The 15,160-nt window shown below is 58.2% G+C and carries 8 protein-coding genes; 7 read left to right on the top strand and 1 reads right to left on the bottom strand.

Going from position 1 to position 15,160, the window contains the following annotated elements; translation table 11 throughout:
* Positions 1 to 12: 12 nt before the first annotated feature.
* Entirely contained in the window at positions 13 to 174 is a 162-nt protein-coding gene (locus QF043_RS27855) for a hypothetical protein (RefSeq protein ID WP_307421575.1), read from the bottom strand.
* On the opposite strand from QF043_RS27855, the gene QF043_RS27850 reads away from it, so the two are divergent.
* From QF043_RS27850 to QF043_RS27820, 7 genes are all read left to right on the top strand, one after another.
* Positions 128 to 1,852 carry a ShlB/FhaC/HecB family hemolysin secretion/activation protein gene (locus QF043_RS27850; RefSeq protein ID WP_307420946.1) on the top strand — a complete coding sequence of 575 codons (1,725 nt, stop codon included), beginning with the start codon at positions 128 to 130 and terminating at the stop codon, positions 1,850 to 1,852. The genes QF043_RS27855 and QF043_RS27850 overlap by 47 nt on opposite strands.
* Before the next feature lie 31 nt (positions 1,853 to 1,883).
* Complete coding sequence (locus QF043_RS27845; protein ID WP_307420944.1) at positions 1,884 to 12,290, top strand: hemagglutinin repeat-containing protein; 10,407 nt, start codon at positions 1,884 to 1,886, stop codon at positions 12,288 to 12,290.
* Positions 12,290 to 12,841, top strand: a complete 552-nt coding sequence (locus QF043_RS27840; RefSeq protein WP_307420943.1) for a hypothetical protein — start codon at positions 12,290 to 12,292, stop codon at positions 12,839 to 12,841. Before QF043_RS27845 ends, QF043_RS27840 begins: the two co-directional genes overlap by 1 nt.
* Positions 12,834 to 13,148, top strand: a complete 315-nt coding sequence (locus QF043_RS27835; RefSeq protein WP_307421538.1) for a DNA/RNA non-specific endonuclease — start codon at positions 12,834 to 12,836, stop codon at positions 13,146 to 13,148. The genes QF043_RS27840 and QF043_RS27835 overlap by 8 nt, the downstream gene beginning before the upstream one ends.
* On the top strand, positions 13,148 to 13,477 hold the full coding sequence (locus tag QF043_RS27830; protein ID WP_307420941.1) for a hypothetical protein: 330 nt from the start codon (positions 13,148 to 13,150) through the stop codon (positions 13,475 to 13,477). Before QF043_RS27835 ends, QF043_RS27830 begins: the two co-directional genes overlap by 1 nt.
* A gap of 169 nt (positions 13,478 to 13,646) precedes the next feature.
* Positions 13,647 to 14,345, top strand: coding sequence for a transposase (locus QF043_RS27825; protein WP_307420940.1), 699 nt, complete (start codon positions 13,647 to 13,649; stop codon positions 14,343 to 14,345).
* 73 nt (positions 14,346 to 14,418) lie between these two features.
* Positions 14,419 to 15,015 (top strand): imm11 family protein, encoded by a 597-nt coding sequence (locus QF043_RS27820; protein ID WP_307420939.1) that lies wholly within the window; start codon positions 14,419 to 14,421, stop codon positions 15,013 to 15,015.
* Positions 15,016 to 15,160: the final 145 nt, after the last annotated feature.

Genomic DNA, 15,160 nt, shown 5'->3' with positions numbered 1-15,160 from the left:
AATTCTTTGTTGTTAATAATCAATGTGTTGCGGATGTAATAAGTACGAATGTGCAACTGTCCCGGTTTCTTGGGCCAGCGCTAGTTCGATGGTAGTTTGCCGCCCCTTGATAATCGATGGATCGAACATGTCTTTTTTATCGCCACGGACTCGGTATTTGTTGTGCACTTTCATGCTCGCCTGCCTGAGCCTGAATACGGCCATCGCCGCCCCTACGCCAGGGGATCAAGACCTGATCCGCGATCGGCAGAACCGCCTGCTCGAAGAGCAAAGCCGGCGCCTGCAAGAGCTTCAGGACCTGCCCGGCAAAGAAGCCAAGCCACAGGCACCGGCTACGCCTGCCGACACCCGCTGCTTCCCGATCAAAGACATCGAACTCAAAGGCGCCGACAGCCTGCCTGCCGGCGACCGTGCGCTGCTGCTCAAACCCTATATAGGCCAATGCCTGGGCGTCTCGCAGCTCAATGAGTTGCTCAAGGTCATTACCGACTATTACATCGCCAAAGGCCGCGTCACCAGTCGCGCCTACTTGCCGCAACAAGACCTCTCCAGTGGCCATCTGCAGGTGTTGGTGGTCGAAGGCAAACTCGAAGCCGTGCGCAGCGCCGAAGGCAGCAACGTCACCGAGCGTGAACTGGCCATGGCGTTTCCCGGCAAGGTCGGTGAGGCGCTGAACCTGCGCGAAGTCGAGCAACTGGTGGACCAGCTCAACCGGTTGCCGTCCAAACAGGCGCAAATGGAACTGACCCCCGGCAAGCAAGTGGGCGGCAGCGACGTGGTGGTCAAGAACACCCCGCAAAAGCCCTGGCGCGCCAGCCTGTCGCGCAACAACGACGGGCAACGCAGCACCGGCGAGCAGCAATGGGGCGCGGGCCTGGAGTGGGACAGCCCGCTGGGCCTGGCCGATCAACTGGTGCTGCGCGGTGGCCACGATGCCATCAGCGACCACCAGAAAACCTCGAAAAACACCCTGCTCTACTACAACGTGCCGTGGGGCTGGTGGAACTTCACTTACACCTACAGCGAGAGCGATTACCGCGCCCTCGGCTATACCGACACCTTCAAATTCAAGCAGTCGGGCGACAACCAGAACCACCAGTTGCGCGCCGAACGTGTGATCCACCGCGATGACGTGAGCAAAACCTCGCTCAACGTCGGCCTGGCTCACCTGCGCACCAACAACTACATCAACGACGCCCAGCTCGAAATCAGCAGTAATCGCCTCAGCGAACTGCAATTTGGCATCAACCACGGCCGACGCATCGGCAATGCCTTCGTCAACATCGACCTCGGCGTACAGAACGGCATCGGCGCCTTTGACGCCCAGCGTGACGACCAGCACCGCGACCAGTTCGGCAACCTCACGCCCACCCCGGATTACCGTAAATACACTGCCACCGTCAGCTATTTACAGCCGTTTCGCCTGTGGGGCGAGTCGTTCAGCTTCACCAGCCTGGCCACCGGGCAACGCAGCGAAGACGTGCTGTTCTCGCCGCAGCGCATCAGCCTCGGCGGCTCGTCGTCGGTGCGCGGTTTCAAGGACCAGCAACTGTCCGGCGACAGCGGCGGTTACTGGCGCAATGAAGTGCGCTGGGCCCGCCCGGTCACCCTCGAATGGCTGCGCCCGGCCTTTGCCGAATACGGCACCAGCCTCGGTTACGACCAGGGCGTGATCCGCAACGACCGTTACAACGGCGACAACCACGGCCGCGTTTCAAGCAACTCCGTGGAACTGTTCGCCCGTGGCAAATACGTCAGCACCAGCGTGACCTTCGCCCACTCGTTAGAAAGACCTGGAGTGGTGACGGAGCGTGAAGCGCCGATCTACTTCCGCATGGATTTCTTCCTGTAATTCAACGCCCAGCTGCAACGAGAATTTGACCATGGATGTTCGCCACTTTGCCTTTCTGGCCCGCCAACCTTCTGCTGCCTTGAAGCGCCGCGACGCGTTCTTGGGCCTGCCCAAGCGCGGCCTGGTGCTGATCCTGGCCAACGCGCTGTTCTGGCAGCCGTTGCTGGCCCAGGCCGAAGGCATCGTGGTGAGCAACCCGGCTACCAGCGTCGGCCAGGCAGGCAATGGCGTGCCGGTGGTGAACATCGCCACCCCTAATGGCAGTGGCTTGTCCCACAACCAGTTCAAGGACTACAACGTCGGCCCCAACGGCGTGATCCTCAACAACGCCACCGGCGCGGTGCAGAACACCCAACTGGGCGGCTACATCGTCGGCAACCCCAACCTCAAGGGCGGCGCGGCGAGCGTCATCCTCAACGAAGTCAACGGCGGCAGCCCGAGCCAGTTGCGCGGTTACACCGAAGTGGCGGGGCAGTCGGCCAAAGTTATCGTCGCCAACCCTTACGGCATCACCTGCAGCGGTTGCGGGTTTATCAACACGCCCAACGTGACCCTGACCACCGGTAAACCGGTGCTCGACGCGAGCGGCCAGTTGCAGCGCTACCAGGTTGACGGCGGCGCCGTGACCATCGACGGCGAAGGCCTGAACGCCAGCAACGTCGACCGCTTCGAAATCATCACCCGCTCGGCCAAGATCAATGCGCAGATCAACGCCCGTGAACTGGCTGTGGTCGCCGGGCGCAACGACGTCGACGCCAAAAGCCTCAAAGCCACTGCGCGGGCCGACGATGGCAGCGCCAAACCCGAGCTGGCCATCGACTCCAGCGCCCTGGGCGGCATGTACGCCGGCGCAATCAAACTGGTGGGCACCGAAGCCGGTGTGGGTGTGAAGCTCGACGGCACGTTGGCGGCCAGTGGCGGCGACATCCAGCTCGACGCCAATGGGCACTTGAGCATGGCGCAAGCTGCCGCCAGCGGCGCGGTCAACGTCAACGCCGCAAGCCTTAACGCCAAAGGGCCGGTGTATGCCGGTACAGCCCTTAACGTGAACACCCAGGGCGACCTCACTAACCGCCAAAGCCTGGCCGCCCGTGACCGTATTGCGCTGTCCGCCGGTGGCACCTTGACCAACGGTGACATCATCGAAGCCGGGGTCAACGCCGACAACACTCGCAACGCCACGGGCGACGTGAGCCTGCGCGGCAAGGCCGTGAACAACACCGGCGCCAGTGTCATCGCCAGCCGCACGTTGAGCGTGGAGGCCCAAGCCCTGAATAACCAGGGCGGCACATTGGGTGCCAAACAGCGCACCCAAATAACCGCCGCCGCAGTCGACAACCAGAACAAAGGTCGCATCCTCAGCAATAATGGCTTGGCCATCACCGCAGATCGCCTGCAGAACACCCAAGGTGGGCTGGTTACCAGCGACGGGCCGCTGACGGCAGTGGTCGGTGAATTGCACAACCAGGGCGGTGAAGTCTCAAGCCGCGACACGGCAGCACTGACGGTCGCCACCCTCGACAACGTCGCGGGCCTGATCACTGCGGGCAAGGCCTTGAGCCTCAACGTCGGCAGCCTCAACAACCAGGGCGGCCTGGTCACCAGCCAAGGCGTCGTCAACGTGGCCGGTAATAGCCTCGACAACCGCCAGAAAGGCTTGGTCGCGGGTATCGGCGGTGTGCAGGCCAATCTCGTCAACCTCGACAACCGCAACGGCGAGCTGTCCAGCCGTTCGGGCGTGGTGGTGACGGCTACGCAACTGGATAACAGCGACGGCGGGCTGGTCGTGGCCGGTGGCGGTGCAGCCCTGAATGTCGATCAGTTGCTCAATCGCAACCAGGGCCTGATCAGCAGCGAAGGGCTGCTGAGCGTTTCGGCGCGCACCCTGGCCAACAATGCCGGTACGCTGTCCAGCGCCGGCCCGCTGACGCTCAGCGCACTCGGCGCAGTGGATAACCGAGGCGGGCGCCTGGTTACCGACGGTGGCCTGATCCTCAATGCCGCCAGCGTCGACAACAGCCAGAACGGCACCTTGAGCGCGCGCCAGGCCCTGTCCCTGGGCACCGCCGACCTGAACAACCAGCAAGGCGGCCAGATTACCAGCGCAGAGGCCCTGACCCTGGACCTCAACCGGGGCGAGTTCAACAACCAGAACGGCCTGATCAACGCGCCGCTGTTGATGCTCAACAACCTCAAGAACGTGCATAACCAGGGCGGCGAAATCTCCAGCAGCCAGGCGTTCACACTCACCGCCGACAACCTCGATAACAGCAGCGGCAAACTGCTGAGCAACGCCGCACTGACCCTGCGCATCGGCCAGGCCCTGGCCAACGTCAAAGGCATGATCGCTGCCGCCTCGGTTGACGCCCACGCCACCGACCTCGACAACAGCGGCGGCACCCTCACCAGCCGTGGCGACACGCTGCTCAACGTGGCTGGCCGCCTGACCAACCGCGACCAGGGCCTGCTCAACGCCAGCAATACGCTGACGCTCAACAGCGCCGCGCTGGACAACCAGAACGGCTCGCTGCTGGGCAGTGCGATTGCCCTGGACTTCGGCACCGCCACCGGCGACCTGAACAACGCGGGTGGCCTGATCACCACCGCCGGCAACCTCTCTATAAACCACCTGCGTGACCTCAATAACCAGGGCGGCGAACTCTCCAGCGCGCAAACCCTGAACCTCAACGGCCGTACGTTGAACAACAGCAACGGCAAGCTGATCAGCAATAACCTGCTGGTGCTCAATGCCGAAAACCTGATCAACCAGAATGGCCTGATGTCCGGCTGGCAGGGCCTCACCGTCAGCGGCGTGAACCTCGACAACCGCAACGGCGGCACCTTGTCCAGCCGATACGGCGACCTTAACGCCACGCTGACCGCCAACCTGCTCAACAGCGCGGGCGGGGCACTGGTGAGCCAGAAAGCGCTGACCGTTAATGCCGGCGAACTGGACAACAGCAACAAAGGCGTACTCTCCAGCGCGGCCGGGCAGACGCTGACCGTCGGCGGCTTGCTGAACAACGCCCAGGGCGGCGTGATCGACAGCGGCGCGGCCCTGAGCCTGACTACGCAAAACCTGGACAACAGCGCCGGCAGCATCAGTGGCGGCACCGCCACCACCCTCGACCTGCTCGCGACGCTGACCAACACCAACGGCAAACTTGCCAGCGGCGGCCCGCTGCTGATCAGCCGCGCGGCGCAGATCAACAACCAGGGCGGCCAGATTGCCAGCCAAGGCCTGATGACCCTGCTGACCGGCGGCCTGGATAACCGCAACCGTGGCACCCTGGCTGCCAACGACCGCTTGAGCCTCATTGCCAGCGGCCTGGTGCAGAACGGCAACGACGGCTTGATCTACAGCCAGAACGCCGACCTCAGCCTCACGGCCAACCGTTTGGACAATGGCAAAGGCACCGTGCAAAGCCAGGGCGGCATGACCGCCAACGTGGCCGACACGCTGGATAACCAGAGCGGCAAACTGATCGCCCAGGCCGGTGACCTCAGCGTCAACACCGCCAGCCTCGACAACCGTGGCGGCACCCTCGCCAGCCTCAAAGCCGCACTGCAAACCCAAGTGGTCGGCGTGCTGCGCAACGGTTACGACCTCAACAACAACCGCCAGGGCGGCGTGATGCAGGGGCAAAGCCTCAACCTGCAAGCCGGCAGCGTGGACAACTACGGCGGGCGCATCGCGGCGCAGGGCGGCAACGCACTGGTCACCACCGGCAACTTCGACAACCGCAACGGCGGGCTGTATGCCAAAGGCCTGATGCGCGTGGTCGGGCATGACTTCGATAACAGCGGCGACAACGACGGCCAGATCGCCGGCCAACAGATCGACCTGGACCTGAGTGGCGCACTCAACAACCGCCTGGGCATCATCGAAAGCGAAAGCAGCCTGAAGGTGCGTGCGGCCAGCCTCGATAACCAGACCGGGCGCCTGCGTGCGCTGGGCACGGCGGGCACCACCGAATTTGCCATCGGCGGCCTGTTCGACAACCGCAATGGCGTGGTGGAAACCGCCAACAACGACCTGACCCTCAACGCCGGCAGCTTTCAGAACCTGGGCGGCAACGTGCTGCACGTGGGCACCGGCAATTTCGGGATTGCCCCGGCCAACCTCAACGACGTGGGCGGCAGCCTGGTCACCCGTGGCGACCTGACCATCACTCAGGGCAACTGGACCAACAGCAGCGTGATCCAGGCCGGGCAACTCACCGTCAATGTCGACACCCTTGACCAGACCGCCACCGGCCAACTGCTCGGCGCGCGGCGTTTTGTCGGCAATGGTGCCAACTGGACCACCCACGGCCTGATCGCCAGCGACGGTGCGCTCGACCTGACCTTGAGCGGCGCCCTCAACAGTACCGGGCGCATCAGCAGCCTGGGCAACCTCAACCTCAGCGCCGCACAAGCCAGCCTGAGCGACACGGCCAGCATTGCCGGCGGTGGCGTTACTACAGCCAACATCGCCGGCACACTCAACAACCGTGGGCGCCTCACCGCCGCCACCGACCTGGTGGTCAACGCCGGCACACTCAACAACTACGCGACCCTGGGCAGCGGCCAAAGACTGGTCGCCACCACCGGTGCCTTGCTCAATGACCACGGCCTGATTTTCAGCGGCGGTGACATGAGCCTGCGTGTCGACGCGCTGACCAACAGTTACGCCGACGTCTACAGCCTGGGCAACCTCAGCGTCGACCGTGACGGCAAGGGCGGCCTGGCCAGCAGCATCCTCAACAGCTCATCCACGATTCAGAGTGACGGCAACCTCAGCTTGTCCGCCAACTCGATCAAAAACGAGCGGGCGGTACTCGACGTCAACGATGCGGGTGTCTACACCGCCTCGGCCACCGAAGGCACGTGCATCAAGTACGTTAACGCCGGTGACTGCAAAGCCGGCGGCACGCCACGTAACTACGTGTGGGAGTTGGTGACCCGCGACAAACTGGAAGTGACCGCCGCCAGTGCCGGTTCGAGCATCACCGCCGGCGGCAACATGACCCTGGCCGGCGGCGACCTGCTCAACAGCAGCAGCTCGATCGCGGCCGGCGGTAACTTCACCGCGCGCCTGAACAACCTGGTCAACACCGGCATCGAAACCGGCGAGACCGAAACCTATCGTCTGTTCACTTCCACGCGCACCAAACACCCTGGCGCCTGGTTCAGCGCCGCCGCCGCACTCACCAACAAATACTGGTACCAAAGCGCCGGCTACAACCCCAATGACCTTGGCGGCCTGGAAGCCACCGTGGCCAGCTTCGTCGGCATGATGGAGAGCGAGCGCACCCAATTCGGCAAAGTCACCAAAATCGCCAGCGATGACCAACGTTACGCCGCCGTGATTCAGGCGGGCGGCGCAGTAGACGTCAAGGCCCAAGCCGGTATCGACAACAGCGTGGTACGCCTGGGCTATAGCTACATCGGTGCGGGCGCCAAAACCACCACCGACGCCACCGGTGCCAGTGGCGCAGCCGGTTATTCCACCCGCGTCACCCTCAACCAGCAACTGCCGCCGGACCTGGCCCAACAGCAGATCAACCCGCTGAGCCTGCCCGGCTTCACCTTGCCAACCGGCCAGGGCGGTTTGTTCCGCCTCAGTGGCCAAAGCGCCAGCGCACCGGCCAGCACCGGCCCGCAAGGCTGGACCTTGGGCGGCGGCAGCGTCGACCGCACGCCGGTCACCGGCCCGGTCGTGCCCGGCAGCGGCACCTCGGCCAACGGCGTAGTGATCAACCGCGTGCAAGGCCTGCCAGACAGCCAGTTCGTCTCCAACCCACAGAAATACCTGATCGAAACCAACCCGCTGCTGACCAACCTCAGCCAGTTCTTAAGCTCCGATTACATGCTGTCCAAACTGGGCTACGACCCGGACCAGGCACAAAAGCGCCTGGGTGACGGCCTGTATGAACAGCGCCTGATCCAGCAAGCCGTGATCGCCCGTACCGGCCAGCGCTTCATCGATGGCCAGACCAGCGACACAGCAATGTTCAAGTACCTGATGGACAACGCCATCGGCACCAAACAGGCGCTAAACCTGGCCGTAGGCGTGAGCCTCACCGCCGAGCAAGTCGCGGCCCTGACCCACGACATCGTGTGGATGGAAAACGCCACCGTCACCGGCCAACAAGTGCTGGTGCCCGTGCTCTACCTGGCCCAGGCCAACAACCGCCTGGCGCCCAACGGCGCACTCATCACCGGCAGCGACCTGAACCTGGTCAGCGGCACCGACCTCAACAACGTCGGCACCCTGCGCGCCACCAACAACCTCGCCGCCAGCGCCGGGCGCAACATGGTCAACAGCGGCCTCGTGCAAGCGGGCAACCGCCTCGACCTGCTCGCCGGCAACACCCTCACCAACCGCGCCGGCGGCATCATCGCCGGGCGTGACGTCAGCGTGCGCGCAGTGAATGGCGATGTGCTCAACGAACGCACCGTCACCAGCCACCAGAGCAGCAGCGGCTACCGCACCGAGCGCACCGACTTCGTCGACAACGCCGCCCGCATCGAAGCCGCCAACACCCTCACCCTGCAAGCCGGGCGCGACGTCAACAGCACCGGCGGCGCCTTCAAAAGCGGCGCCGACCTGGGCGTTCAATCCGGGCGCGATGTGAACCTGGCCACCGCCGAACAACGCAACGCCAATGCCGTCAGCACCCTGATGCGCAGTAACTCGGCCACCCAATATGGCACCGTGATCGAAGCCGGGCGCGACTTCCAGGTGGTGGCTGCGCGGGACATCAGCGCCATCGGCAGCCAGTTGAATGCCACGCGTGATCTGGCGCTGGCGGCCAAGAGCAATGTGAACCTGGCGTCGGCGGCGAATGAACAGCATTCGGCGTTTAATTCCAAGAAGGTCACCAGTCAGGAAGACCACGTTCAGCAAGTGGGCACCTCGTTGGTGGCCGGTGAGAACCTCTCCCTGAGTGCCGGCAACGACCTGGTGGTCAGCGCCAGCCGTGCGAGTGCCGGCAAGGAAGCCTACCTGTACGCAGGCAATGACCTGGCGCTGAACGCCGCGCAAGACAGCGACTACAGCTATTACCGCAAAACCAAAACCAGCAAAGGGTTGCTGTCCAGCAGCCAGAAAACGCGCATCGACAGCAGTAACCAGATCAGCCAGCAGGGCTCTTCCATCAGCGCTGATACCGTGGTCGTGCGTGCTGGCCGTGACATCGGCACTACCGCCAGCGACGTGGTTTCCACCAACGCCACCAGCCTGGTTGCCGGGCGCAATGTGGTGATTGATGGGGCAACGGAAACCTTTGAACAAAGCCATTCGTCCTCGACCAAAAAATCGGGCTTGATGAGCAGCGGCGGCATCGGCGTGACGTTGGGTTCAAGCAGCAACCAGAACACCTTCACCAGCAGCACCGAAACCACCCGGGCCAGCAACATCGGCAGTGTGCTGGGCAGTGTGGATATTCAGGCTGGCAAAGACCTGACCATTCGCGGCTCTGACGTGGTTGCTGGTAAGGACATCAGCCTGGTTGGGCAAAATGTCAGCATCCTGGCTTCCGAGAACAACAACCGCAGCGAACAGACCTCCAAAAGTAAAACCAGTGGTTTGACCCTGGCGTTGTCCGGCACCGTGGGCAGTGCGGTGGACTCTGCTTATAAGACCGCCAAGCAAGCCAAGAACGAGGACGACGGCCGCCTCTCGGCGCTGCAGGGTGTGAAGGCGGGTTTGACTGGCGTGCAAGCGTGGCAAGCGGCGCAGCAGAATGGCGGCATGACCGGCGCTAACGCTTCGCAATTTGTGGGGATCAGCATCTCCCTGGGTTCGCAGAAATCCGATTCCAAACAGACCCAGGAGCAGACACTCAACCAGGGCAGCAGCCTGACGGCCGGCAACAACCTCACCATCGTGGCGGACGGTAACGGTACGCCTGGGGCCGCAGGTGATATCCATGTTCAAGGCAGCAAGCTTCAGGCCGGTAATGAGATGCGGCTGGCGGCGGAGCGCGATATTCGCCTGGAAGCTGCGGCGAATAACCAAAAACTTGATGGCAAAAATAGCAGCAGTGGTGGTGCGGTAGGTATCAGCCTAGGCGTGGGTTCCGAAGGCGGCGGCCTGAGCATTTTCGCCAATGCCAACAAAGGCACCGGTAACGAGAAGGGCACTGGCACCACCTGGACGGAAACAACCCTGGATGCGGGTAAACAGGTGAGTCTGATCAGCGGCCGAGACACCGCCCTGAAGGGCGCGCAGGTCAGCGCAGACAAAATTACCGCTACCGTGGGGCGCGACCTTACGCTGCAAAGTCTGCAAGACACCGATAACTACAAGTCCAAGCAGACGGATGTGAGTGGCGGCGTCAGCTTCGCCATCATCGGCACCGGTGGCAGTGCAAACCTGAGCATCAGTAAAAGCAAGATCGACTCCAAATACCAGAGTGTGCAGGAGCAAACCGGCCTGTTCGGCGGTAAGGGCGGCTACCAGATTGACGTAGGCAACCACACACAACTCGATGGCAGCGTGATCGGCAGCACCGCAACAGCGGACAAAAACCGCCTGAGCACCGGCACCCTCGGCTGGAGCGTTTTAAAGAATAAAGCCGACTACACAAGCCAGTTGCAGAGCGCCAGCGTCAGCAGTGGCGCAAGCGGAGCGAACGCCTTCATCAGCAACCTGCCCTCCGGCAGCTTGATCGCGTTCAATCATGGCGACAGTGACAGCGGCACCACCTCATCGGCCATTTCCAACGGTACCCTCGACATCCGCGACCCTGCTAAACAGCAGCAGGACGTTGCAACGCTGAGCTACGATGTTGAACACGCCAACGGCAGCATCAGCCCGATCTTTGATAAGGAAAAAGAGCAGAAGCGCCTGCGGCAGGTGCAGTTGATTGCGGATATTGGTACTCAAGCGGTTGATATTGTCCGCACGCAAGGTGACCTCAACGCCAGCAAGGCCGCTCGCGAAGAGCTGGCTAAACAAGGCATTGATAAGCCGACGGACAAACAGATCCAGGACAGCAATGCGTACAAAAAAGTCATGGCTGACTACGGCGTGGGGGGTGACTACCCGCGTGTAGCCCAGGCCGTAACGGCGGCATTGCAAGGGCTGGTTGGGGGCGATATCGGTTCAGCCATTGCGGGCGCATCAGCACCGTACCTGGCGCAAGTCATCAAGAAAACTACCGGAGATAACACGGCACTCAACACCATGGCTCACGCCGTATTGGGTGCGGTGATCGCGCAGGCCCAGGGCAACTCAGCGTTGGCGGGCGGTGCCGGGGCTGCGACGGGCGAACTGATTGCCCACCAACTCTACCCAGGCACGGCAACGGCGGATCTTACGCAGGAGCAGAGAGAGACGGTTTCAGCGTTGTCTGGTTTGGCCGCAGGGCTGGCGGGTGGGATTGCTGGTGGTGACCTGAACGGTGCGGTCACGGGGGGGCAGGCGGGGACTAATGCTGTTCAGAACAACCTGCTGTCGAACACCTACGGTGTCGATCGGTTGGATGAAAAGAGTCTGGCACTTTATGAAAAACTTAAAGCTGCCGGAATCGGAAGCATTGATGAGTTGCAGAAGCGGTTTACAGGGTGTGCTGGCAACGGTGAGTGTGAGCGCGGTATTCGCAATGAATATCGACAGCAGGAGAAACAGGCTGGCGAAACACTTGTAGAGCTCTATAAAGCTGGCAAATTGAGTCAGGAAGAATTCGGTGTCCTGGTCACGGACTATTCCATCGCCATGATGGAGGGCGTTAAGAAAGGACAACTGAGTACCGACTCTGCAGGCTATGGCGATATTTATTCCCTGTCCGGAATCGATTGGACTCCGCTGGGTATGATCAGCAATCCCTATGTGGACGCAATAAAAAACAGTGGGCAAATTGCGGAGTGGAGAAGACAGGGGTTAAGCGACGAAAAAATCAATGAGCTTGCCCTTAAGAGTGGTGTGGTCGACTCGGTTTTAGCGCCGGTGGATGTAGCTGGCGTTTTGAATCTCGTGGACAATGGCGCCTCCAAGGAAGATGTTCTACGATTTGCTGCAGCTATGGCGTTGGGTAGGCTTGCGAAAGGTAGTGAAAAAGAGGCAGGAACTCCTAAGGTTACTATTAGAGATCACTATGATCACCACCTAAATATGGTGGATGACATCAAGGATCAACTTTCATCTCAAGGCTTTAGAGTCAGTGAGAAAGAAATATCGTTTGGCAGTTCTTGTGGTACAGGTCGTTGCAGACCGGACATTGTGGCCGAAGCTCCAGATGGAACCCTTAGAATCATTGAGGTTAAGACAGGGAGTGCGGACCTAAGTATTCGTCAGTCCGAAATTTTCCCTCAAATTAAAGATGGGAGTTCGATTCCTAGGGGTAAAGTGGCTGAAAGCTTTGGCCTGAAACCGGGTGTGCCGTTAAAGGAGCAAGGGTATCCTAATGGCATTCCTATTGAAATTATGAAGTTCCCTGGTGCTAAGTAATGAAAGAAAAAGATGTGGTTTCAATCTTGAAGGAACGGGGATGGACTTGTAGCAAAGATGAAGTTGGTGATTATTTTTGCGTCACTGACGTCGGAGAGGCTCAGCTTCAGGTCATCCCATCTGTTGGTAAGCGCTCGGACCATTTCCGGGTTTCGCTTATGCCCTCCATCTCCTCAAAGGAATTCTCGGAGGCCGCTTCTTTTATAATGGGTGATGGCGGTAGTAATGCTCCGATCATAGTTAGTAATGAAGCTCCGGAAAAATTGTCTAGTTTTTCTGGCGATGATGTTATTAGGCTGTCTGAGAAGGCGTTGTCTTGGGCTCGCTCTCAGAGTATTGACGAGGGGTTGAGCGCTTATAGAGTGCTACCAACAGATGCTAAAGGTGCAATGCCAGTTCGCCATTTGGCGGCTCTAGCACTGGCTGGTGATACGGTACGTCTGGATGAATATAAACAGAGCTTTGGGAAGGGCGACAGGCTCGGATTTGTGCCTTACATTACCTCCGATATGATTGATAGAGCACTGATGATAGCTAAAAAAAATAAATAGAGGAAATAGTGGTCTGACCCTGAGGGATTCTGGGGACGAGGGTGGGCACTTGATTGCTAGCATATTCAACGGACCTGGGGAGAGATTGAACCTCCTTCCCATGAATGGAAACTTGAATAAAGGTACTTGGAAAACTATGGAGAATACATGGGCGTCCGCACTTAAGGAGGGCAAACAGGTTAGCGTGAAAATTGAGCCTGTGTATTCTGGTAAAAGTGTTCGGCCAGATAGCTTTAATGTGGAGTATTCAATAGGCGGTGCTCGTCCAAAAGAGATTTTATTTAAAAACTCACCGGGTGGAAATTGATGCGTAGTGATGATGATATCTACAATGACATTGGGAGCATTTTATTTCAGATTGCTCCCGATGGAGCATGTAAAATTATAATGCGTGCACAGCTATCCCAAGAGCTAGATAGCTGTGAGTATGAGTATGACTACATTGATAAACAAGGTAACGTTGCCTTGTTCACGGCAGGCGGGCGAGCCAATACAGATATTTTAGCTCTTTTAACAGAGCTGCGTAGTTGGTATGTTGAGAATAAACTTACAGGAGGGCTGCCAGCGTGGAGTGGCTGTGAGGTGACCTTGGATTTAGTTGAAGTTAAAATTAGTATAGACTTTGTTTATCCTTGATAATTAAACGGCAAGTTTGAAGGGGAATAGGGGTCAGACCACGGTTTTATTTTTTAGAGTTCAGCAGAGTTGCTCTTTAAAAACATGATTTATTTTTTGTAATTATTCCACTCTGTTGGCCTGTTGAAGGGCGGCTAAGCTGTAAGCTCTTATCCAGTTAGGGGTTTATATGGCTCGCCGTCCTAGGGTTTTACTGCCGGATATCCCGTTGCATATTATTCAACGGGGGAACAACCGGTCTGCGTGTTTTTATTCAGATAAAGGCTATGTTCTTTACATTGATACATTAGCCGTGCTTGCTGAGTTGTATGGCTGTAAAGTTCACGCATTGTGCCTGATGACAAACCATGTTCACTTGTTGTTGACTCCAACCTGCTGCGCGGGGGCTGGCCTACTTATGAAGGGGCTGGGGCAGCGCTACGTTCAATATGTCAATCGAACATATCAACGTACGGGCACGTTGTGGGAAGGCCGTTTCCGCTCCTGTTTGGTTCAACAAGAAAACTATGTTTTAGCTTGCTATCGATATATCGAAATGAACCTGGTCAGAGCGGGTATGGTTGCTCGTCCGGGCGACTACCGTTGGACCAGCTATAGGACAAACGCACAGGGCGAGCTATCAGGCTTTATAAGCCTGCATGCAGTTTATAGCGACTTAGGTAGCGGCGTCGCGCAACGAGCCGAAGCTTACCGGTCAACATTCCTGGGTCGGCTTTCACCTGAGTTGATAGAAAAAATTCGATCTTCTACAAACGGCACTTATGTTTTGGGCGATCAGAAGTTTGCGTCAGAGATTGCGCAGATATTAGGTAAAAGAGTTTCACTGAGTGTGTCAGGACGCCCGAAAAAGTGTGTGTTAAAAGTTTAAGAATAGTGGTCTGACCCCTATCTATTTCCTATAGTGGGTAGTGAAGTTAATAAGTGGCTGACTAGGGATTGATATGAAATATTATTTGCTGCGTCAGGATCTTTCTATTTTCGAAAAGTGGGTGCTCGGCGATGTGAGGCATGTGGATAATTGGAACTTTAGTAATCCACCCCTTAATTTCATGGAGCCTGGCAGATATACGCTCGATGTCAGGTTCGACGGCGTTGAAATTGATTATTCTCTAGCGGGCTACGCGAGTGTTCCTGTTCTGAGTGAGAGAGCTCGAAATTCACTCATAGGTTTGTCTGAAGTCGATCAACCTTATCAAAATGTGGTCTTCGAGCCCGTTGATATCGAAGGGGGACACGTTTCGCAAAATTATTTTCTAATGATCATTGAAACACAAATAGATTGTGTAGATGAAGAGTCTTCAAGGTTTACAAAGTTTTCAGTTAATGATTCTGTGCGCCCAGACATGGCAGGTCAATACCGCGCGTTTTATAATTTGGCCATAGATGAGTCAAAAGTGGGTGCTTTTCATATTTTTAGGATTAAAAAATATTTGGGTGCGATTGTAGTGAGCGAAGATGTGAAACGTCGATTTGAGGCAGCAGGAGTGGTGGGGGCGGTATTTGAGTCGGTTAATGGCGATAAGGTTACTGTTGCATAAAGAAAATCAGAAGATCAGAAAATAGGTGTCAGACAAAAGCAAAAAGAAGCCGGATTTATTTAATTTTCCGAGTCCTTTGTTAATTAAATAAATCTGTCCCCTTTTTGCTGGTCTGCCTCCTATCCTTTTGTTAACTTTAGCTCAT

The sequence above is a fragment of the Pseudomonas sp. W3I7 genome (assembly GCF_030816095.1).
Classification (GTDB): Bacteria; Pseudomonadota; Gammaproteobacteria; order Pseudomonadales; family Pseudomonadaceae; genus Aquipseudomonas; species Aquipseudomonas salomonii.
The sequence above is the reverse complement of the archived record's forward strand: the minus strand, read 5'-3'. Positions and strand labels throughout refer to the sequence as shown.

Bases quoted from the DNA above. Each gene is read 5' to 3' on its own strand.
- QF043_RS27850 (WP_307420946.1), top strand. From the start codon at position 128: ATGTCTTTTTTATCGCCACGGACTCGGTATTTGTTGTGCACTTTCATG.
- QF043_RS27855 (WP_307421575.1), bottom strand. From the start codon at position 174: ATGAAAGTGCACAACAAATACCGAGTCCGTGGCGATAAAAAAGACATG.
- QF043_RS27845 (WP_307420944.1), top strand. From the start codon at position 1,884: ATGGATGTTCGCCACTTTGCCTTTCTGGCCCGCCAACCTTCTGCTGCC.
- QF043_RS27840 (WP_307420943.1), top strand. From the start codon at position 12,290: ATGAAAGAAAAAGATGTGGTTTCAATCTTGAAGGAACGGGGATGGACT.
- QF043_RS27830 (WP_307420941.1), top strand. From the start codon at position 13,148: ATGCGTAGTGATGATGATATCTACAATGACATTGGGAGCATTTTATTT.
- QF043_RS27825 (WP_307420940.1), top strand. From the start codon at position 13,647: ATGGCTCGCCGTCCTAGGGTTTTACTGCCGGATATCCCGTTGCATATT.
- QF043_RS27820 (WP_307420939.1), top strand. From the start codon at position 14,419: ATGAAATATTATTTGCTGCGTCAGGATCTTTCTATTTTCGAAAAGTGG.